Raw genomic sequence first — 20,153 nt, 5'->3', positions numbered from 1 at the left:
TTAAATGTTATGAAATCTAAGTTTTTTAAAAACTTATCAATTCCCTACCCTTATTTATTTCATACCAAAAGAAACCTTATTATTGCTTGTGTATTAAGCATAATTATATTCTTAATTAATTATTACTCGCCGCAAAACACAAGTATTAGCAATGTATTTTTAGTAAACAAACTTTATGCTTGTTTATCTGCTAGCTTCGTTACTTTTTTAAGCATCTTATTTTTTACTGAACTTGTCCCTAAAGTTTTTTTTACTGCTGAAGTTAAAGAAAGCTGGAACACTGTTAGAGAGTTTTTCTTTACGCTAGGAATACTTATTTCTATCGCTCTTTTTCAAAACAGTTTTTTATATCCATTAAAAAATGTTTCTAATAGTAACTTTTTTTTAAGCTTAGTTAATACTTTTATTTATGTTATTTTAATAGGTACCGTACCTATATTTATCATTATTTGGGTAAACTATGTTATCATCTTAAAAGAGAATTTAAGAAGTGTTAAAGCATACAATAAAGAGCTAGAAAAAGAATTAAAACAGAAAGACAAAAATGTTGTTTTATCGATAAAAACGAATAATGTAAATGAAACATTAATTCTTGATTTGACTACTTTCTTATTTGCTAAATCTGAGGGGAACTATGTAGACATTTACACTAAAAATATTAATTCGGTAGATGTTAAACCTTATAGAATATCTATTCAAAAACTACTTAATAGTTTGTCCGATTACTCTTTTATTTTAAGTACACATCGTTCTTATATAATCAATATTAAAAACATAAGAAGAACCTCTGGAAACGCAAGAAACTATAAAATTTCATTTCCCGATGTTTCACATGAGGTTCCTGTATCAAGAAGTAAGTTTAAATTATTTAAAGAGGAGTTTGACAAGTATTATAAATAGATATGTTTTTATAACATATACCCTACTCCCATACCAAAAAACAACCTTGAATCAAAGTCTCCAGGCCTAAACCTTCCACTATCAGTAATTCCTTTTAACGAGCTCCAAATATCAAAAGTTACTGTTACCCTATTAAAAGTATAGCCTAAAGAATTTACCATTCCGTAATTAAAATAAGAATATGAGTTTTTAAACTTCTCATAAACGTTTAAATGGTCTATATATAAACTCCCTTTAGATTTTAAATTTGTATACCCTAAAAAAGGTTGAACCGACATATAAAACCTCCTTTTATTAAATGGATAAAAACTAAAGTCAAACAAACCAACAAAAGATATATCTCTTGTATAGCCACCTACATGGTTTGTGAACATGTTTTCTTCTTCATTTATAAAACTATTTTGATACCCTGCACCGACCATTAAAGTTATTTTTTTACTTTCTAAAATCTTTCTTTTTGCCTTAAAAACTAAACCATAATGTTCTCCAAAACTTGCATTGATTATATCAGTTGTGTAACCTAATTCTAATTTCCACTTTCTAGTAGTATTAGATTCTTGAGCATTCATCATAAAACAACTCAATAATAGTATATATAAGATATTCTTCATTTTATTATTCAATAATTTGTAATCCTTTTTTAAATCCTTGTATTGGGCTATTTCTATGTGAAGTATCTTCAAACCTTTCATAACTAAAATTAAAATCATTATAGTTACTAAGCTCAAGTTGTTTTGTTAAAGCTTGAAAAGATGCATTCATACCAACTCCTTCTAAGTCTCCCATAGACATATAAATACCTTTTCCGTTTAATAAATTCAATTCCTTAGCATTGATCTCTAAATCGAAAATAAAAGAGTTATACCACATTAAATTTGGGCTTATCACTATAGCATTATTAAAAGGATTTTCTTGCTCCTCTTGCATCATTACATACAAAGCGAAATATCCTCCAAGGGAATGTCCATAGATTGTTTTTGTTAAACTCATTATTTGGTAATCTTCCTCAATTTTAGGTATTAACTCAGAGTTTATAAAGTCTATAAATCTCTTTGCTCCCCCTGAATCTCCATCAAAATCTCTATCATACGGATAAGAATAGTCAGTTCCCCTTTCATTATCATCAGCATAACCAATGCTTATAATAATAATATTCTCTTTGTTTTCTGAACTTATTATTTGCATACACTCATTGTAATAATCGTCACCATCTAGCAAATAAACTACATGATAATTTTTGTTTACATCAACTTCTTTAAGGCTTCCTATTTTAACATCATATTTAAAATTTGTTGACTTTGATTTTATTGTGAAGTTTTGCTGTTTTATGTTAGAAGGTAAATCTTCTTCAATACAACTAGCAAAGAAAAAGAGTATAAAACTTAAAAATAAGATTGGTCTTTTTGTGTAAGAATACGTAATCATTTTTGATATTTTTATTTATTAATCCACATCAAAAATATCTGACCTGTATCCTCTCATATACAATGAAAGCTCCTATGGTATGAAATGCTCCCTATTTGTGACAAAAGGACTCTTTTATGACAAATAACACTAACTAAAATCATTCATTTAGCTGTATAATTTGTTTTTCTTATCTTTAAAAGAAACAATTCTATTATGAACAACTCACTTAAAACAATTGCTTTTATTTCTGGAATAGTAATTTTAGCATACGGAGTATACACTCTTTTTAAACCTGAAACTCAAATTTCTATCGGTGATGTAGATCTAATAGAAGCACAAGACAACACCAACTCATATATTACTATTGCTGTTGGTATTATTATTGTTGCTTTAAGTTCAATTATAGGAAAAAAATAAAATTTCTATTTTCTTAAATCAAAAACCACCTTTTTCAGGTGGTTTTTTACTTCTATAAAATTTTATGTAATGAATTAAATCAGTCTACGTCAAAAGTACCGTAAACTAATTTATTTACTTAAAATTTAAAAAATGCGAAAAACAATTACCCTCACTTTAACATGTTTACTACTTTTCGTAAGCATCCAATCACATGCACAGACTGATGTATATGATGCTCTTTTAAAAACCTACGTTAGCTCTGAAGGAGATGTAGATTACAAAGGGCTGAGAAAAAACCGTGCTCTATTGGATATCTATATCAAGCATTTAGAAAATACTATACCTAGTGACAAATGGTCTTCAAATGAAGCTAAAGCTTTCTGGATAAACGCCTACAATGCATATACTATTAAATTAATTTTAGATAGTTATCCTTTAAAGAAAATCACTGACATAAAGCGTAAAGGAAGAAATGCATGGAAAATTCCATTTGCATCAGTTGGTAAAAAATTGTACTCACTTGACTACATTGAACATAAGATACTTAGAAGATGGTATGACGACCCAAGAATTCATGTTGCGTTGAACGCCGCTTCTAAATCTGGTCCTAGGTTTGTAAACTTTGCTTTTACCAAAAACAATGTAGAAAATGAGTTAAAGAACCTAATGAAAGCTTTTATAAATGACTCTACAAAAAATAAAATAACCTTAACCAAGGTTGAAGTATCAAAAATATTTCAATGGTACCAAGAAGATTTTACTTCTCGTAATACCTTAGTTGATTATATTAATAAATACTCTGATATTAAAGCTAATGATAATGCTGAAGTTGTGTATTTAGAATACGATTGGAACTTAAATAGTAAAGAATAATTTCCCTTATTACACATATTAAAAGCAATGAAAACAATAATTGTTTTCGTTGCTTTTTACACATGTTGATCTATTAAAATTGTATTTCCATCAGGATCAAAGAAAACGATACTTGCAGGCCCTTTAGTATCTTTATCTACTTCTCTTTTTAACTTGATATGGTTTTCTCTTAAATGCTTTTGAATGTCTCTTACATCATCAAAATCATCTAACGTGTTTGCATTTTCATCCCAACCCGGATTGAAAGTGAGAATATTGTTTTCAAACATTCCTTGAAACAACCCAATTAATGAGTTTCCGTTTTTCATAATCAAATAATTCTTCTCTAACTCACCTGCAAAAACAGTAAACCCAAGCATTTCATAAAAATCTTTGGATTTATCTATGTCTTTAACTGATAGACTGATTGAAAAAGCCCCTAATTTCATAATCTTATATTTTTAATTTCTCTCTTCAAAAGGTATAATAATTCCTTTTTCCACATAATTTTTAAGTCCATTTAATAACAATGCCCAACAATAAGAGGAATGCTTAAAATGATTGTTTTGTTCTACCCAACCTTTATGAAAAAAATGCACCCAAGTTACTCCTTCATCTTTTTCAAACAAGTCAAAACCGAAAGTTGTTGGATTCCAGTCTTCATCCGACTTTGTCATTTTTATATAAAAAGATTCATTTTTTTTATACTTAACTACTTCTCCGTACCAATTATATGGTTCTCCAAAGAAAAAATTATATTCTGCTCCTAACTCAGGTACTCCACTACATTTTAATGGCCACCAATGAACCAAATCACCTGGGTTAGTAATTGCTTTAAAAACCTTATTAGATAACTCTTTTATAGGAAAGTTATGGTAAACAGTAAACCCTTCTTCAGTAACTTTCATAATCAGTTGATTTTATAGCTATTAAAGTTACTAAAAATTTAAACAAAAAAAATCCTGCACTTTAGTACAGGATTTCATATCTATAAAACCAAATTTTGGTTTACATTTCTAAAGCTTTCTTAGGATTGTTATCCATTAATAATTCTACTGGGTTTTCTAATGCTTCTTTTACAGCTACTAAGAAACCAACAGATTCTTTACCATCGATAATTCTATGGTCGTAAGATAATGCTACATACATAATTGGCTGAATCACTACTTCTCCATTCACCGCCATTGGACGATTTACAATATTATGCATTCCTAAAATTCCACTTTGTGGAGGGTTGATAATTGGTGTAGATAACATAGAACCGAATACTCCACCGTTTGTGATTGTAAACGTACCACCTGTCATTTCATCAACCGTAATTTGTCCATCACGAGCACGTAATGCTAAACGTTTTACTTCACTTTCAACTCCTCTAAATGTTAAGTTTTCAGCATTTCTAATTACTGGTACCATTAATCCTTTAGGACCCGATACAGCAATAGAAATATCTTGGAAATCGTGACTTACTTTGTAATCTCCATCAATCATAGAGTTTACATCTGGATACATTTCTAAAGCTCTTACTACAGCTAATGTAAAGAAAGACATAAATCCTAAACCTACACCGTGTTTTGCTTTAAACTCTTCTTTATACTCGTTACGTAAGTCAAAAATTGGCTGCATGTTTACTTCGTTAAACGTAGTTAACATCGCAGTTTCGTTCTTTACAGAAACTAAACGTTGTGCCACTTTACGACGTAACATAGATAATTTTTTACGCTCTGTACCACGAGACCCCATTCCAGGAGTTCCCATTGAAGGCACTGCTTTTACAGCATCTTCTTTTGTTACACGACCGTCTTTACCTGTTCCTTTAACATCAGATGCACTAATTCCTTTTTCAGCTAATACTTTTTTAGCTGCTGGAGACGCTGTACCTGTAGCATATGTTTCTTTAGCTGGTTCAGCTTTAGGTGCTTCTTTTTTCTCTTCAGTTTTTGGTGCTGCTGCTTTAGGTGCTCCTGCTCCTTCTGGTTTTGCAGCATCCATATCAATATGACAAACTACTGCACCTACTGCTACTGCATCACCTTCTTCAGCTTTTAAAGTGATTATTCCACTTTCTTCCGCAGGCAATTCTAACGTTGCTTTGTCAGAATCTACTTCAGCAATTGGTTGATCTTTCTCAACGTAATCACCATCTTCAACTAACCAAGTTGCAATTTCTACTTCTGTAATTGATTCCCCCGGAGAAGGAACTTTCATTTCTAAAACCATCAGTTCTAAATTTTATATATCTGAATTATTTTATTTCTTTTATTTGGGCGTTCCCTATCGGGTCGGGCTTTTCGCGCTACACGGTAGCTTACTTCAATCCCTAACGCGTTTATTTTTTAATCAAAAACCTTATCTATAATAGCTTGATGACGTCTTTTAAAACGTGCACTTGAACCCGCTGCTGGTGCCGAACGATACTCTTCCGAAGCACATTCTAACCTAGCTAATTCAAAACGTTCTAACATATAACCCCAAGCTCCCATATTTTTTGGTTCTTCTTGTGCCCAAACGTAACGCTCTACATTTGGATACTTATCCATTACCTCTTTGATTTTATCATTGTGTAATGGGAATAATTGCTCTATACGAACTAAAGCTACATCTTCTCTTCCTAATTTTTCACGCTCAGCTAATAAATCGTAATAGAATTTACCTGTACAGAACACCATTTTCTTAGCTTTTGATGTATCGATAGTATCATCAATTACTTCTTGGAAAGTTCCATTAGCTAAATCTTCAATAGGATTTACAGCTTTTGGTAGACGTAATAAACTTTTTGGTGTGAAAACAATTAATGGTTTTCTAAAATCACGCTTCATCTGACGACGCAAAATATGGTACATGTTTGCTGGTGTAGAACAGTTTGCTATTGTCCAGTTATCAGTTGATGATGATTGTAAGAAACGTTCTATTCTACCTGATGAATGCTCTGGCCCTTGACCTTCGTATCCATGAGGTAATAACATTACTAATCCATTTTGTAACTTCCATTTATCTTCTGCCGAAGAAATATATTGGTCGAACATGATTTGTGCTCCGTTGGCAAAATCACCAAATTGAGCTTCCCAAATAGTTAAAGTATTTGGAGCTGCCATTGCATATCCGTAATCAAAACCTAACACCCCGTATTCTGATAAGTGAGAGTTATAAATTGTCATCTCTCCTTTATTCTTAGGGTTCGTATTTAATAAATTAACACGCTCTAAAGTTTCTTCATCACGCATAATTGCATGACGGTGAGAGAATGTTCCTCTTTCTACATCTTCTCCAGAAATACGAACATCATATCCTTCTTCTAATAACGTACCGTATGCTAAGTTTTCAGCTGTTCCCCAATCTAACAAATTATCTTCAAAAACCATTTTTTCACGTCCCTTTAAGATACGTTCTGCCTTACGAACAAATTTATGTCCTTCTGGTGTTTTTGAAATAACTCTTGCAATTCCTTTTAAGTCTTCTACCGAATAAGTTGTATCTACAGGTTGTAACATTTCTTGCAATTGCTTGCGTACAAACCCTTCCCATACATCAGGCATGAACTCTTGAATCTTAGACGTTTCTTTCTTTTTAGACTCTGTAAATTCAGCTTCTAAGTGCGCCTTAAATTCATCTGTAATCTTTTGTAAGTAGTCCGCTGTTATACTTCCTTCTTCAATTAATTTATTAGCATAAATTTCTCTTGCATTTTTGTGCTTAGAAATTGCTTTATATAGTTTTGGCTGTGTAAAACGTGGTTCATCACCTTCGTTATGACCATACTTTCGATACCCTAATAAGTCAATAAAAATATCTTTATTGAATTTCATACGATATTCAACTGCCATTTCCATTGCGTGGCATACCGCTTCTGCATCGTCTGCATTTACATGTAGCACTGGAGATAACGTTACTTTTGCTACATCAGTACAATATGTACTTGAACGTGCGTCTAAGTAATTAGTTGTAAAACCAACTTGGTTATTTACCACAATATGAATAGTACCTCCTGTTTTGTAACCATTTAATTGTGCCATTTGCACAACTTCATATACTATTCCTTGAGCCGCTACTGCCGCATCACCATGTACTAAAATTGGAAGTACTTTATTTTCGTTCCCTTCGTAATCTTTATCTATTTTAGCCCTAACAATTCCTTCTGCAACTGCATCAACTGTTTCTAAGTGAGATGGATTTGGAACTAAATTCATCTTCATCTTTTGTCCTCCTTGATATGCTTTGCTTAAAGTTAAACCTAAGTGATATTTAACATCTCCATCAATTTCTTGATCTTCAAAATCTTTCCCTTCAAACTCACTAAATAAATCGCGAATTGGCTTTTTGAAAATGTTTACCAAAGTATTTAAGCGTCCACGGTGTGCCATTCCTAACACACACTCTTCTACTCCGTATTCTTCAGCTGCGTCTCTTAACGCTACACTTACTCCTGGGATTAACGTTTCACCTCCTTCTACAGAGAATCGTTTCTGCCCAACATATTTAGTTTGTAAAAAGCTTTCGAAAGTTGATGCTTGATTAAGCTTCGTAAGAATGTATTTCTTAGACTCTACATCATAACTAGGGTGGTTTGCATTTTTATTCAAACGCTCGTTCCACCATTTTAACTCTTCAGGGTTTCGTACATACATGTACTCTACTCCAATACTTTCACAGAAAACAGATTTTAAATAATTTATAATTTCTGCTAAACTTTTAGGTCCTATACCTAAAATTTCTCCTGCACTAAAAACAGTGGATAAATCTGATTGATTTAGTCCAAAGTTCTCAATATCTAATGTTGGAGTGTATGTTCTTCTATTTCGTACTGGGTTTGTTTTGGTAAACAAATGACCACGGGTACGGTAACCATTGATTAAATCGATTACTAAAAACTCTTTACGTACTTCTTCAGGGACTTCTACCGAAACTTCTTCATCTGTTAATGAGTAATTCTCGTTAGCCAAATCATATCCTTGAAAAAAACTTCTCCAACTTGGTTCTATCGCATCAGGATTTTTTTGATATTGTTCATACAAATCACCTATAAAACCTGCATGTGCTGCGTTTAAGAACGAAAACTTGTCCATATATTTTGTTATACTTTTCTATCTATAAGAATAATGGTGACAAAAGTACAACTTTTACGAAAAATACCATTCCTTTTTAGTCTAATTTTAAACTCTTTAACGAGTATTAGCTTTTTGTTAAATTTCAGTTAAAAGGATAATTTTTAAAAAATAAATTACTGAAATTCAGAAATAAAAGATTTTACTTGTACTTTTTATCAAAAATAATTTGCAGATATAAAAAAAGCACTTAAATTTGCACTCGCATTTTAAGACAAGCATGTTTTAAATTCCTCCTTAGCTCAGTTGGTTAGAGCATCTGACTGTTAATCAGAGGGTCCTTGGTTCGAGCCCAAGAGGGGGAGCAAAGGCAACGTAGAAGCCGATAATTTCTACAATACATATATATTGTTCTATACGAACATTCCTCCTTAGCTCAGTTGGTTAGAGCATCTGACTGTTAATCAGAGGGTCCTTGGTTCGAGCCCAAGAGGGGGAGCAGAAAAGCAAAAGCCAATCTATAAATAGATTGGCTTTTTGTTTTAACTAAACTTAAACTTCACGCAGCTGCCTTGTCTACTTAAAAAATAAATTTGACCGCTGTGTTCTTACATATTCAAAAATTAAAGAAACAATAGTTTTTAATGTTATTGAGCACTCCAACCCCCATCTAAGGCAAATGAGGTTCCTGTTATGGTTGAAGAACTGTCTTTTGCTAACAACAAAGCCATATCTGTAATTGTTTCCAACGAAACAAATTCTTTTACCGCTTGTTTTTTTAGCATTACTTTCTCTACAACTTCCTCGGCAGACATATTATGTGCTTTAGCTTGGTCTTTTATTTGACCTTCTACTAAAGGCGTTTTTACATATCCTGGACAAATTGCATTACACGTTATGTTATATTCAGCTCCTTCTAAGGCTAATACCTTAGTCATACCTATTACACCATGTTTTGAAGCCACATACGCTGTTTTAAACTCAGATGCTCTTAAACCATGAACAGACGAGACATTAATAATTCTACCAAAATTCTGGTTTTTCATAAATTCCCATGCTTTTTTAGAAGCATAGAAAGCAGCATTCATATTAATAGCAATGATATTTTCGTACTTATTATTTGGAAAATCTTCTATTGGGGCAACATACTGTATTCCTGCATTGTTAACAAGTATATGCAACATTCCGAACTTCTTTATTGTTTGCTCAATTAATTTCTCAACCTCATCTGCAACGAGTAAATTTGCATTTGAAAAAGAAACTTCTACACTATACTTATCTCCTACTTCTTTAGCTATGCTAGCCCCATTAGCCTCTAAGCCATGAAACATAATACTGTAACCTGCTTTGGCAAAACCTTCTGCAATACCTAAACCGATACCACTAGTACTACCCGTTATTAATGCTACTTTATTCATAGTTTAAAAAATTTTCGAGTATTTTATTAAATTCCTTTGGCTGATCTATAACTGTTCCATGTCTTGAGTTTTTAATGATACTCAATTCTGCATTAGGCATCCTTTTAACGTATTCTTCTTTAAACGAAACGGGAGTATAGTCCATATCGGAAGCTACAATTAGTGTTCTAGTTTTAATTTCTTTTAATTTATCTCCCAAGCCCCAATTCATTAGTGTAACAAATGAATTATAATACGCATCATAATCATTCTTCTTACATCGTTCTTCAAATTCATTTCTCATATTAACCTGAGTATCTTCAGGAAACATATTATAAGCTATTTCTTTTGCTAAAGCGCTTAGTCCTTTTGTTTTTAAAAACTCCGTTCTGTTATTCAATAGATCTTCTCCTATCTTTCCCATATTGTTAAAATCTGGACCACTATTTACAATCACCAAGTTCTTTATTTTTTCAGGGCAATCGTACGCTAATTGAAAGGCAACAGCTCCTCCCATAGAAAACCCTACAATACTAGTTTCTTCTATTTTTAAAACATCCAACAACTGCTTAATATCCTCAGTCATAAACCTTACTCCATAATCCTTAGAAGGAATGGATGTTTTTCCATGCCCCCTAAGATCTACTACCACAACACGATATTTTTTTGAAAAGAAAGGAACTTGCGCATCCCAATCTGCCTGGGTAGAACCTAACCCATGAAGAAACAAAAGAACTTCGCCTTTTCCATATTCTTCATAATTAAGCTCTATTTTATTTACTTTTATTTTTGACATACTCTATAGGCTTAATTGATTGGCTTTATTTTTTCTTAAACGCATTGAAATTATATTTCAACTCGAATGAAATTAACCTTCCTATTTCTGGTGAAGCAACAAACTCTCTTATACTCGCATCAAAAATATTACTAACATTAACCCCAACTGAAACGTTATCGTTTAGATTATATCCTAGGTTTGCATCTACAGTAAAGCCACCTAACGGACCATAGTTCCAAGTTCTTCCTACACGAGCATTTTCCACAATTTCGTTTACACCATCCCCATCCAAATCTTGTGTTTTTGAGGCTACATTAATCCCTGAAAAGAAGTCATAATCTTGCACCCAACGACCAAAAAGAGCTCCGTATAGCTTCTTCCCTCCATAATGCAAGCCTAAGCTAAGTTTATTTTCTGGTGTATTAATAGGTAGTTCACTTTCTAAGACAACTCCATCCAAATTACCATCATTCCCTAGGTCATCTTTATCTAAACTTCTTCCGAAGTATGAGTAATTTAACGACGTTCTAATCGCATCAGTGAAATAATAATTCAAACCTAGATCAACCCCATAAGTATCTACATTTCCAAAATTACTATACGTTAATAAAAACGGTGAAGCACTAGCCCCTGCTGAAACCTCATCAATAGGTTGTTCCCCCATATGAGTTACGTAATTTCCATTAGCCGCATCAACTATATTACGTAACGGACTAATGAAATTTTCTGACATATTGTAGTAGGCACTAGCATCGATAAAAAACTTATCCGACAGCTTTCCATTAAATCCAAATTCAAAAGAATTAATAGTTTCTACTTCTAACTTATCTATTTTAGTACCGTCCGTTAATGTAAATCCTTCACCGTTTCCTAACACTAACCCCCCAAATAAATTCCCCTTTAAGTTTAATATTGAAGGTACAGCCATACCTCTACCATAGGTTAACCTAAACGTACCCGCATCAATAGTTTTTGTTATTGCTGCTTTTGGTAAAAAGTTGGTTCCGTATAAATCATGGTTATCCAATCTTACCCCTGCTAGAAATTTCCAACCTGAATCTAATTTATATTCAAATTGACCGTACACTCCTTTTTGGGCTATATCTATAGATCCCTCTTGATCCAACAAATAAGTCCCTTTAGAGTCAGCCATATCCAATTGATACTGCACTCCAGTTGTTAAGTAAAAATCACCCCAATTATTATTATACTGCGCCTCTGCATTAAACCTCTCTGAAGCATCTTTAAACAACGCTCCTCTTGGTATAGCTACCCCATATGCAGGCACCCATTGTTCATATAATGCTCTACTCCAAGATTCTTCTTCAGAAAACCCATTTTCAATAAACGATACATAGTTTTGTGTACGTTGATTAATTGCGTATGTATCATCCGTTTTACTCCATGTATAGTATGCATTAGCAAAGAAGTTCTTAGACACATACTTCAGTTGAGCAATATCTAATGTCCAGTCTTTAATTTGGTTACGTCCTGCGTTGGTTACAGCTAAATTGGTATTATTACTATGCCCATAATATGCTGTTATTTCAGAACTTGTATTAGGTCTAAAATACAGAGAAGCTCCATATTTTAAAGCATTAAAATCACGATCTAGGTTTTTCTCTCCATATGCTTTAGTTCCCACATAAACACTATCTACATACTCAAACTCTGTTCCTTGTGTACTTTCTAAATGAATTTTATATGCAAACTTATCACTTAACACCTGTGCGTGGCGTAATCTTCCTGTAATTACATTTTGACTTCCTGCTCCAAATGCAATTGTTGTTCCTTCTGAAGTTCTTGGGTTTTTAGTTATTGTACTTACTAAACCATTGTGCGCATTTGGACCATATAATGTACCATTAGGGCCTAATAAAATCTCAACACGCTCAACATCATCTTTGGTTACTGTTGAAAAAGAACCATAAGGCAACCCTGTAGCTATTAACATAGAAACTCTATCATCAGTCATTTGTAAGTTTTTGGAGTTAAAAGCAGAGTTAAATCCGCGAATATTTATTCCTGTTCCTAAAACTCCACTACGTACAAAGTCAACCCCTTTTTGTCTTGCTGCTAATTCTCCAATATTAAAACTTGGAAAGTCTTGAATATCTTTAGCATTAATAACACTAACTGTAGCTGGAACTTCTGTCCTTTTTTGCGGTTTTTTATTTGCAGTTAAGATGACTTCATCTAAAACACTACTTGCTTCTTTTAAAGAAGCATTTAATTCTACTTTCTTTCCACTTTCAACAGCAACTGTTTTTACTACACTTTCAAAGCCTACAAATGAAATAGACACATTATAAGTTCCTTTTTTTATATTTTCAATTGCAAATTTCCCATCAAAATCTGTATCAATTCCCTTATCTATACTTTTAATATATACTGTGGCACCACCCAAAGGAACTCCGTTAACATCTGTAATTACCCCTTCAATACTCCCTGTACTTTGAGCTTTAACAGCTAAGGAAGTTATTAAGACTAAAAAGAAAAATAGTTTTTTCATAAGTTTAGATTGTTATTAAGTTTGTTTCTCTCGCAATCTATTGGTAAATAGAGAATAAACTATTTTAAAAACAAAAACTACAAAGTGTGACTTTTTACTTTACTAAAGTTTTTTCTTTCAAAAACAAACAAAATTTCCTTTTTTAAAAGAGATTTACTCAATATGTGACTTTAGTTTAAAAAATGCTTCAGGTAAATTATCTGAAAGCTTATTTATCACCTTAAACATTAGTTGTTTTTGGTTGATTGTAGGTTGAATATTTTCTAAAGGTTTCTTTATTTCCTCTAGCAAACGACTAGAGTTTATCTTTCCTTCCATATATCTTGATAGTGAAATACTCCATGATATATTAGGAACGTAATTATTTTTCTTTTGACGTTCTTTCTCTTTTTCTATCAAGTTAAATTTTGAAGCTAATTTTAATACTTCTTCGTATTTTTCTTCTGTGACTAATACATTTATATAGGACGTAAAAAAGTGATGCCAACGATGTTTTAATACTTCATTTTTATGCTTTCTTAAAAATGTTCTTGCAGTAGCTTCTGCTTGTTTATACTTATGAAGTTCGGAAAGTACACGTACTTTATAAGAACAGTACCCTATTTTTTGATGATAGTTATGTATTTCTTTATACAAACTTTCATACTTATGAAGTAAATCGAAAGCTTCTTCTGGGTTATTATTTCTTAGTAAGATAGCCACCAAGTTATTCAAATACATGAGTGTATCATTATTATTCTGTCGAATTGATAAGTATCCATAAAACTCTGCTTCTTTAAACTCATTTTGTTTAGAATGTAACAAAACCCTACTAGCGTAATAGTTAGAAAGTAAACGTCTGGAATACATTTTACCTTGACTGAAGTATTCATCAATTTGATCAAAGAGCAACTTTAACTTATCATTCTCGTTGTAATTTGTATACATAAAAGCGAGTAAAACAAAGGATTGATACCGATTTTTACCGTCAATAGACTCATCTTTAAATACCTGTAAAAGCCATTTTTCTAAATGCTTTGTTTCAATATTATTTAATGTATACTGATTGGTAATATCTGTAGTTGCTTCATACAGTTTTTCATGTATTTCTTTTGAAGTTTTATAATGCGTTTCGTATTCTTTTAAGAAGTTTGCCACAATTTTATGGTCTTTATAACGCATTCGAACTAAGAGGTAAGATTTATACTCTTTGGCTAATGTGTATAAGCTTTGAAAATTATACTCTATTGTTTTATATGTTACTATATATTGAAGGAATTCTTTTTCTTCTTGAGATGTAATTGCATCGGTTAAAATTTTCTTTTTTAAAGACATTAACCAATCTATTGTAACATCAACATCTATGCTTGCTAACTTTTTCTGTGTCCAATTTTTTATATATGAATACTTACGTTTATCAATAGAAGTATTAAAGGCTATAGTCTTATGTTTAGATAGTGCATTTTTAACTATCAGATTACTTATTTCTTGTTTTTCTTTGCCCTTAAATTGATAAACTGTTTGAAGATATTTCGCCTCATTTGGCAAAATAGTTTTACTAAATTCAGTAAATTTCTTAAGTTTTGTTTTCATTAATCACTTTCTACAAATTCCTGTATGAGCAAGTTAACTTTTTCAGGCTTTTCAAACTGAGCAAAATGCCCACAATTTTCTACATACTTAACAGTAACGTTTTTAATTTTATCCACAGCTATATTTCCTACATCTTGAATAGTTAATTTAGGATGTAAATATCTATTCGGAATTAACATATCTTTATTTCCAAAAACAACTAAAGTTTTTTGAAATATTTTCTCCAAATCTTTATGTACAGGATCATCTAACATTCCGTACACGCTTTTTACAATTGCTTCACAATGTGCATTAAAGTCTGACGCTTGTTTAATTCGAATACGATCTTCAATCATTTTTGAAACCTCTTTTGGTTGCTCATAAAAGTTTAGTGCATAATTTTTCATTATCTGATCATCTGTCGTGTTTTTAATCACTTCAGCTGTATAAACACTTTTAAGAATATTTCCTTGTGCTTCTGAAAACTGCTCTAATCCTGCTGGAGCTATTAACACCAGCTTTTCAATAACCTCTGGATGCATCAATACTAACTTCATACTTGCTTGTCCTCCCATAGAATGCCCAACTAAAATTATATTTTTAAGCCTTTTCTTTTTAATAAACTTATATATTATATCTGCAAAAAACGTAGGAGTGTAAATACCTTGAGGTTTTGAAGATTTTCCATGCCCAGGTAAATCGACTGCAATACAGGTGTACGTTTCTTTAAGAGCTTCTATATTTTTGAACCAAGCATCAGCATTACTACTTAAACCATGTAAAAAAAGTAAGGTTTTGTCTCCCTTACCTTCTTTAAGATAAGTCATTTCTATATCATCAACTTTTACACATCGAGTTTTAAATTCATATGCTGAAAGAAGCTTTTTCATTGATTTTTTTGGGTTTTGTGCAAGCACTATAATAGTACTTGTTAATATAAAAATTAGTGCTAAACCTAACTGTTTCATTTTTTTTATATTTTTATTGAGTTATAATAACGTAACAAGTCTTTTCTTGAAACTTTCCCCACACTGGTTAAAGGTATCTCATCTAAAAAGAAAATATACTTTGGGTGCTTATAAGATGCTAATGTTTTTTTTAGTTGAAGTCTCACTTTTTCTACTGTAATATTTTTATTTATAACAGTAACAAAAGCAATTCCTGTTTCACCCCATTTCTTATCTTTAACACTCAGAACTACTGCTTTTTTTATCTCATTTAAAGACTCTAAGTGCGCTTCTATTTCTTGCGGATAAATATTTTCTCCACCCGATATATACATATCGTTTTTTCTTCCCTTTACATATAAATACCCATCTTCATCCTTATAAACATAATCTCCTGTAAACAACCACCCTTTTTTAATATTATTACTTGTTTTCACTGAGTTATTCCAATAACCTGGGGTCACAATCTCTCCTCGAATACACAATTCACCAACTTCATTTACTCCTACTTCTTTTCCTTTCTCATCAACAATTTTTGTATCTAGGTAAAAATTAGGTTTTCCGATAGAATTAGGTTTCAATGCGGCCATTTTATGATGCAGTGAGGTAATACTAGGACCAGCTTCAGTTAAACCATATCCCGGTCGAATATAAATATTCTTTTTTTGCTTCCAATATGACACTAATTCAGGTGGTACTTTTTCTCCTCCTGAAATAATATATCTTAGTTCCTGAAGTCCAACTTTTTTAAAAACAGCTGTTTTTTGCATCATTAACAGCATGGTGGGAAGAGCTAAAAATAGACTCATTTTATTCAACTCTAACAAACACAACACCTTTTCTGCATCAAATTTTTCTAACATTCCTATATGTCCTCCTTTGTGCAACAGCGGTGTTACAAAAACATTCCATCCTGAAGTATGGTAAGGAGGTAATGTGTTTAGCGTAGAGTCTCTAAAAGTAATTCCTAATTGCATAGAGGTGTTCAAGCTATTCCAAAACAACATTTTATTAGTATATACAACACCTTTAGGGTCTCCTGTTGTTCCTGACGTATAAAATATAAAGAGTGGGCTATCTTCTTTAATTTTATATCCTCTTTTTAAAATTTTTATTGTTTTACTCTGATAAAAATATTTTACATCATTCATTAAAAGAGTAGAAGTTTCACCTAATTCCAACCCTTCAACCTTATCTGTAAAACTCTTACTATATATAAATAGACTTGGAGTACAGTCAGACACTAATCTTTGAAGTTCACTTATAGAAAGACGATAATTTAAAGGTACTAAGACAACTCCCATTCGTTGACAAGCAACAAAAAGCACAATAAATGCTAAACCATGCTCTGCTAAAACAGCAACTCTATCTCCTTCTTCTAACCCCATTTTTGTAAACTTAACAACTAACTTATCAGCATATGTATCTAAGCTACTATATGTGTAACTTTCATTAGTGTCATACGATGTCAGTGCTATCTTACTAGGTGTATAATCTGCCCACTTAGCTATCCAGTTTAACATATTTTAGAGTTTTTTCAAATCCAATTTATAAAAAATAAAACCAACAATAAGTGATGCTACTATGCCAAAAGCTGCAGATACTCCTGGGTTATTCACTGGTTCTTGCATGTAAGGAGTGATTCTTCCGTAGTAAATACCAAAATGTACCACAATAGCAGTTATACTTGCTATAAAAACGGATCTTGTTGACACGTTTTTCAAAAAAGTCCCGAACAAAACAGGTACAAAGGCTGCTGCAAAATAAGCGTACACTCCATTTTGAGCAAAAATAGCTACACTTACATCTGGACTTTTAATTTGCTGCCAACTCAATAAAAAACTTACAACTCCTAAGAGAATAATTACAATCTTGTTTATTGTTATTGTATTGTTGCTAATTTGATCTTTAAATATTGGTTTTAGTATATCTGATGTAATTGTTATTGACAACGATTGTATTAGACTCTCCAAAGTAGAAAGTCCTGCAGAAATAAGTCCCACAACTATAATTAGGCCTACTCCTACAGAAAACTTACTCACAACATACGTTGGTATAATTTCATCCATTTTTATTGGCCTCCCATCAACAGTTAAATCAGGGAAACTAATTCTCGCATATAGACCTACAATTACCACTAAAAAAAACACAACCATAAAGACAATTCCACTAAACAAGTATTTATTAATTTTTGAAGCATCTTTAAGCAAAAGTGATTTAGTTATGATATGGGGTTGACAAACAATTGCTACTCCAATAACTATTTGTGCTACTATAATTTCAAAATAATCACGAAATAGAAAACTCGTTGTGTTGGTTGTTTTGGTTAGGTTTGGATCTATACTAGATAATTTATCCATAAACCCTCCTATTCCTTCATCAAAAAAATGATATCCCGAACCTATTAAAATCAGAGCTACTATAAACATAATAATAGCCTGAATTGTATTCGTATATACCATAGAGTTAGCTCCTCCAAACATCATATACCCAAAAACAAATATTGTGATTGCCATTAACACATAAAAAGGATCAGTATTTAAAGCTTTTGAAATAACTTGTGTAAGCCCTACATTAATCAACACAATAAACGTAATTAACAACAGCGCTATAATTCCGAAGAAAAAAGCATAACTTTTACTATCATATCGCTTTCCTATCCATTGAGCCATGGTAGTTGCTTTTACCGTACTACCATACTTTGCAAATCCTTTTGTAAAAACAATTAACGAAATAAATGCTGCTATTGGCAGAACGATTGCAAAAGAAATTACTCCTGAAATACCATATAATGCAATAAACCCAGGATTGATAATAAAGGTGGCTGCACTCGTCATAGAAGCCGCTAATGACAACCCTACAACCCAAGATGGAAATCCTAAATTACCAACAGCATAATCTTTTATGTTCGTGTTTTTTCGCGCTCCTCTTATTACAAAATATAAAATTACAGCAGCATACACCGCCAACAAAACATACATGTAAGTTACTAACCTTTCTGATGCTATCATAAATTATAAAATCTGTTTAAAAACAAATAAAAAAACTTTAAACTAGTAATGTTGATAAATTTAACTTTATTCAAGTGAGACTTTTAACTAAAAAAGAACTTTAACATTTAATTTTTATTTAAAAATAAGCAAATAAAATAGTGAGACTATTAAAAATAAACATTCTAAGCACAAAACTTTTCTAGCTAAATAAATACAATATTAAAAAAGGCTTCTTTATTTTTACACTATGCAATTTCCTAAGAAACTACAGCAAAAAATTTCACAACGAGTAGCACAAAACTCTCTAAGAAAGCTCGGTAAAGAAAACTCGCTTATCGATTTTTCTTCAAATGATTATTTAGGGTTTGCTAAATCTGAAGTTATTTTTAATAAAACACATCAATTTCTAGTTGATAACAACAGTAAAGTTAATGGCGCAACGGGTTCTCGCCTACTTTCAGGAAATCATAAACTCTATACTGAAGTTGAAAAACAACTAGCAAAGCTTCATAATTCTGAAACAGCTTTAGTTTTTAACTCTGGTTATGATGCTAATATTGGCTTTTTTGCTTCTGTACCTCAACGTGGTGACATTATTTTATATGATGAATTTATTCATGCTTCAATACGAGACGGCATACAACTATCTAATGCGAAATCATTTAAGTTTAAGCATAACGATTTAACTCATCTTGAAGAGCTACTAAAACGAATTCATCAGAATGACTTAGAAGTTTATGTGATTACTGAATCTGTTTTTTCTATGGACGGAGATTCTCCTGATTTAGTAACCATATCACAGATAACCAATAAACATACTAATGTACATTTAGTTATAGATGAAGCGCATGCCTTAGGTGTTTTTGGTTTTGGATTAATTCAAAAACTGCAATTAGAAAATGCTGTTTTCGCAACAATTATTACCTTCGGAAAAAGTTTAGGGTGTCATGGAGCAGCTATTTTAGGAAGTGAACAATTACAACAATATCTTGTAAATTTTGCCCGTAGCTTTATTTACACCACAGGGTTATCACCTCATGCTTTAGCTACTATAAAAATTGCTTACGACGAATTATCTATCAGCAATTCCAAAGAACAACTGCAACAAAACATTCAGCATTTCATTTCAGAATCAAACAGACTACAATTAAGTTTTATTGAAAGTTCTTCTGCCATTCATTGTTGTATTATTTCTGGAAATGAGCGCGTAAAGAACATCGCTCTACAATTACAACAAAACGCATTTGATGTAAAACCTATTTTATCGCCTACCGTTCCTTTAAATCAAGAACGTTTACGTTTTTGTTTACACGCATATAATTCTAAAGAAGAAATTACCGATGTTTTAGAGAAGCTTGCTACTTTTGTTTAAAAAATA

At 31.8% G+C, this 20,153-nt stretch carries 17 protein-coding genes and 2 tRNA genes; 6 read left to right on the top strand and 13 right to left on the bottom strand.

Going from position 1 to position 20,153, the window contains the following annotated elements:
- Window positions 1–9 precede the first annotated feature (9 nt).
- On the top strand, window positions 10–900 hold the full coding sequence (locus VCM48_RS11675) for a LytTR family transcriptional regulator DNA-binding domain-containing protein (RefSeq protein WP_482270628.1): 891 nt from the start codon (window positions 10–12) through the stop codon (window positions 898–900).
- 8 nt (window positions 901–908) lie between these two features.
- On the opposite strand, the gene VCM48_RS11670 is transcribed toward VCM48_RS11675, so the two are convergent.
- The gene (locus VCM48_RS11670) at window positions 909–1,511 is read right to left on the bottom strand and encodes a hypothetical protein (protein WP_440120619.1); all 603 of its coding nucleotides are present in this window, start codon (window positions 1,509–1,511) and stop codon (window positions 909–911) included.
- A 4-nt stretch (window positions 1,512–1,515) separates the two neighbouring features.
- A complete protein-coding gene (locus tag VCM48_RS11665; RefSeq protein WP_482270627.1) occupies window positions 1,516–2,325 on the bottom strand; it encodes an alpha/beta hydrolase in 810 nt (269 codons plus the stop codon).
- A 195-nt stretch (window positions 2,326–2,520) separates the two neighbouring features.
- Between VCM48_RS11665 and VCM48_RS11660 the strand changes: the two genes are divergently transcribed.
- Window positions 2,521–2,724 (top strand): hypothetical protein, encoded by a 204-nt coding sequence (locus VCM48_RS11660; RefSeq protein ID WP_440120617.1) that lies wholly within the window; start codon window positions 2,521–2,523, stop codon window positions 2,722–2,724.
- Between the two features lie 132 nt (window positions 2,725–2,856).
- Window positions 2,857–3,579, top strand: coding sequence for a DUF547 domain-containing protein (locus VCM48_RS11655; protein WP_274640894.1), 723 nt, complete (start codon window positions 2,857–2,859; stop codon window positions 3,577–3,579).
- A 56-nt stretch (window positions 3,580–3,635) separates the two neighbouring features.
- Here the strand turns inward: VCM48_RS11655 and VCM48_RS11650 are convergent, their stop codons facing one another.
- The 4 genes from VCM48_RS11650 to VCM48_RS11635 form a co-directional block, all read right to left on the bottom strand.
- Complete coding sequence (locus VCM48_RS11650; protein WP_274640893.1) at window positions 3,636–4,007, bottom strand: VOC family protein; 372 nt, start codon at window positions 4,005–4,007, stop codon at window positions 3,636–3,638.
- A 12-nt stretch (window positions 4,008–4,019) separates the two neighbouring features.
- Window positions 4,020–4,466, bottom strand: a complete 447-nt coding sequence (locus tag VCM48_RS11645) for an SRPBCC family protein (protein WP_274640892.1) — start codon at window positions 4,464–4,466, stop codon at window positions 4,020–4,022.
- A gap of 100 nt (window positions 4,467–4,566) precedes the next feature.
- A complete protein-coding gene (gene odhB, locus VCM48_RS11640) occupies window positions 4,567–5,775 on the bottom strand; it encodes a 2-oxoglutarate dehydrogenase complex dihydrolipoyllysine-residue succinyltransferase (RefSeq protein ID WP_482270626.1) in 1,209 nt (402 codons plus the stop codon).
- Between the two features lie 116 nt (window positions 5,776–5,891).
- Complete coding sequence (locus VCM48_RS11635) at window positions 5,892–8,618, bottom strand: 2-oxoglutarate dehydrogenase E1 component (protein ID WP_482270625.1); 2,727 nt, start codon at window positions 8,616–8,618, stop codon at window positions 5,892–5,894.
- 270 nt (window positions 8,619–8,888) lie between these two features.
- On the opposite strand from VCM48_RS11635, the gene VCM48_RS11630 reads away from it, so the two are divergent.
- Together VCM48_RS11630 and VCM48_RS11625 are read left to right on the top strand one after the other, a co-directional pair.
- Window positions 8,889–8,962, top strand: a tRNA-Asn gene (locus VCM48_RS11630).
- 60 nt (window positions 8,963–9,022) lie between these two features.
- Window positions 9,023–9,096 (top strand) — tRNA-Asn (locus VCM48_RS11625).
- Window positions 9,097–9,244: 148 nt separating this feature from the next.
- Here the strand turns inward: VCM48_RS11625 and VCM48_RS11620 are convergent.
- The 7 genes from VCM48_RS11620 to VCM48_RS11590 form a co-directional block, all read right to left on the bottom strand.
- Window positions 9,245–10,015 (bottom strand): 3-hydroxybutyrate dehydrogenase, encoded by a 771-nt coding sequence (locus VCM48_RS11620; protein WP_482270624.1) that lies wholly within the window; start codon window positions 10,013–10,015, stop codon window positions 9,245–9,247.
- Complete coding sequence (locus VCM48_RS11615; protein ID WP_482270623.1) at window positions 10,008–10,790, bottom strand: alpha/beta fold hydrolase; 783 nt, start codon at window positions 10,788–10,790, stop codon at window positions 10,008–10,010. Before VCM48_RS11615 ends, VCM48_RS11620 begins: the two co-directional genes overlap by 8 nt.
- 25 nt (window positions 10,791–10,815) lie before the next feature.
- Entirely contained in the window at window positions 10,816–13,284 is a 2,469-nt protein-coding gene (locus VCM48_RS11610) for a TonB-dependent receptor (RefSeq protein WP_482270622.1), read from the bottom strand.
- A 153-nt stretch (window positions 13,285–13,437) separates the two neighbouring features.
- Window positions 13,438–14,856: a hypothetical protein gene (locus VCM48_RS11605; RefSeq protein ID WP_482270621.1), complete on the bottom strand. Its 1,419-nt coding sequence runs from the start codon at window positions 14,854–14,856 to the stop codon at window positions 13,438–13,440.
- A complete protein-coding gene (locus tag VCM48_RS11600) occupies window positions 14,856–15,803 on the bottom strand; it encodes an alpha/beta fold hydrolase (protein WP_482270620.1) in 948 nt (315 codons plus the stop codon). The genes VCM48_RS11605 and VCM48_RS11600 overlap by 1 nt, the downstream gene beginning before the upstream one ends.
- Window positions 15,804–15,808: 5 nt before the next feature.
- Entirely contained in the window at window positions 15,809–17,305 is a 1,497-nt protein-coding gene (locus VCM48_RS11595; protein WP_482270619.1) for a class I adenylate-forming enzyme family protein, read from the bottom strand.
- A 3-nt stretch (window positions 17,306–17,308) separates the two neighbouring features.
- Window positions 17,309–18,793: a sodium:solute symporter family transporter gene (locus VCM48_RS11590; protein ID WP_482270618.1), complete on the bottom strand. Its 1,485-nt coding sequence runs from the start codon at window positions 18,791–18,793 to the stop codon at window positions 17,309–17,311.
- A gap of 229 nt (window positions 18,794–19,022) precedes the next feature.
- On the opposite strand from VCM48_RS11590, the gene VCM48_RS11585 reads away from it, so the two are divergent.
- Window positions 19,023–20,147, top strand: coding sequence for an aminotransferase class I/II-fold pyridoxal phosphate-dependent enzyme (locus VCM48_RS11585; protein ID WP_482270617.1), 1,125 nt, complete (start codon window positions 19,023–19,025; stop codon window positions 20,145–20,147).
- The last annotated feature ends 6 nt before the right edge of the window (window positions 20,148–20,153 follow it).

The sequence above is a fragment of the Tenacibaculum sp. DPLXC6 genome, from assembly GCF_056815515.1.
Note: the sequence above shows the minus strand (reverse complement) of the source record. Positions and strands in the feature narration are given on the sequence as shown.

Bases quoted from the DNA above. Each gene is read 5' to 3' on its own strand.
- VCM48_RS11675 (WP_482270628.1), top strand. From the start codon at position 10: ATGAAATCTAAGTTTTTTAAAAACTTATCAATTCCCTACCCTTATTTA.
- VCM48_RS11670 (WP_440120619.1), bottom strand. From the start codon at position 1,511: ATGAAGAATATCTTATATATACTATTATTGAGTTGTTTTATGATGAAT.
- VCM48_RS11665 (WP_482270627.1), bottom strand. From the start codon at position 2,325: ATGATTACGTATTCTTACACAAAAAGACCAATCTTATTTTTAAGTTTT.
- VCM48_RS11660 (WP_440120617.1), top strand. From the start codon at position 2,521: ATGAACAACTCACTTAAAACAATTGCTTTTATTTCTGGAATAGTAATT.
- VCM48_RS11655 (WP_274640894.1), top strand. From the start codon at position 2,857: ATGCGAAAAACAATTACCCTCACTTTAACATGTTTACTACTTTTCGTA.
- VCM48_RS11650 (WP_274640893.1), bottom strand. From the start codon at position 4,007: ATGAAATTAGGGGCTTTTTCAATCAGTCTATCAGTTAAAGACATAGAT.
- VCM48_RS11645 (WP_274640892.1), bottom strand. From the start codon at position 4,466: ATGAAAGTTACTGAAGAAGGGTTTACTGTTTACCATAACTTTCCTATA.
- odhB (WP_482270626.1), bottom strand. From the start codon at position 5,775: ATGGTTTTAGAAATGAAAGTTCCTTCTCCGGGGGAATCAATTACAGAA.
- VCM48_RS11635 (WP_482270625.1), bottom strand. From the start codon at position 8,618: ATGGACAAGTTTTCGTTCTTAAACGCAGCACATGCAGGTTTTATAGGT.
- VCM48_RS11620 (WP_482270624.1), bottom strand. From the start codon at position 10,015: ATGAATAAAGTAGCATTAATAACGGGTAGTACTAGTGGTATCGGTTTA.
- VCM48_RS11615 (WP_482270623.1), bottom strand. From the start codon at position 10,790: ATGTCAAAAATAAAAGTAAATAAAATAGAGCTTAATTATGAAGAATAT.
- VCM48_RS11610 (WP_482270622.1), bottom strand. From the start codon at position 13,284: ATGAAAAAACTATTTTTCTTTTTAGTCTTAATAACTTCCTTAGCTGTT.
- VCM48_RS11605 (WP_482270621.1), bottom strand. From the start codon at position 14,856: ATGAAAACAAAACTTAAGAAATTTACTGAATTTAGTAAAACTATTTTG.
- VCM48_RS11600 (WP_482270620.1), bottom strand. From the start codon at position 15,803: ATGAAACAGTTAGGTTTAGCACTAATTTTTATATTAACAAGTACTATT.
- VCM48_RS11595 (WP_482270619.1), bottom strand. From the start codon at position 17,305: ATGTTAAACTGGATAGCTAAGTGGGCAGATTATACACCTAGTAAGATA.
- VCM48_RS11590 (WP_482270618.1), bottom strand. From the start codon at position 18,793: ATGATAGCATCAGAAAGGTTAGTAACTTACATGTATGTTTTGTTGGCG.
- VCM48_RS11585 (WP_482270617.1), top strand. From the start codon at position 19,023: ATGCAATTTCCTAAGAAACTACAGCAAAAAATTTCACAACGAGTAGCA.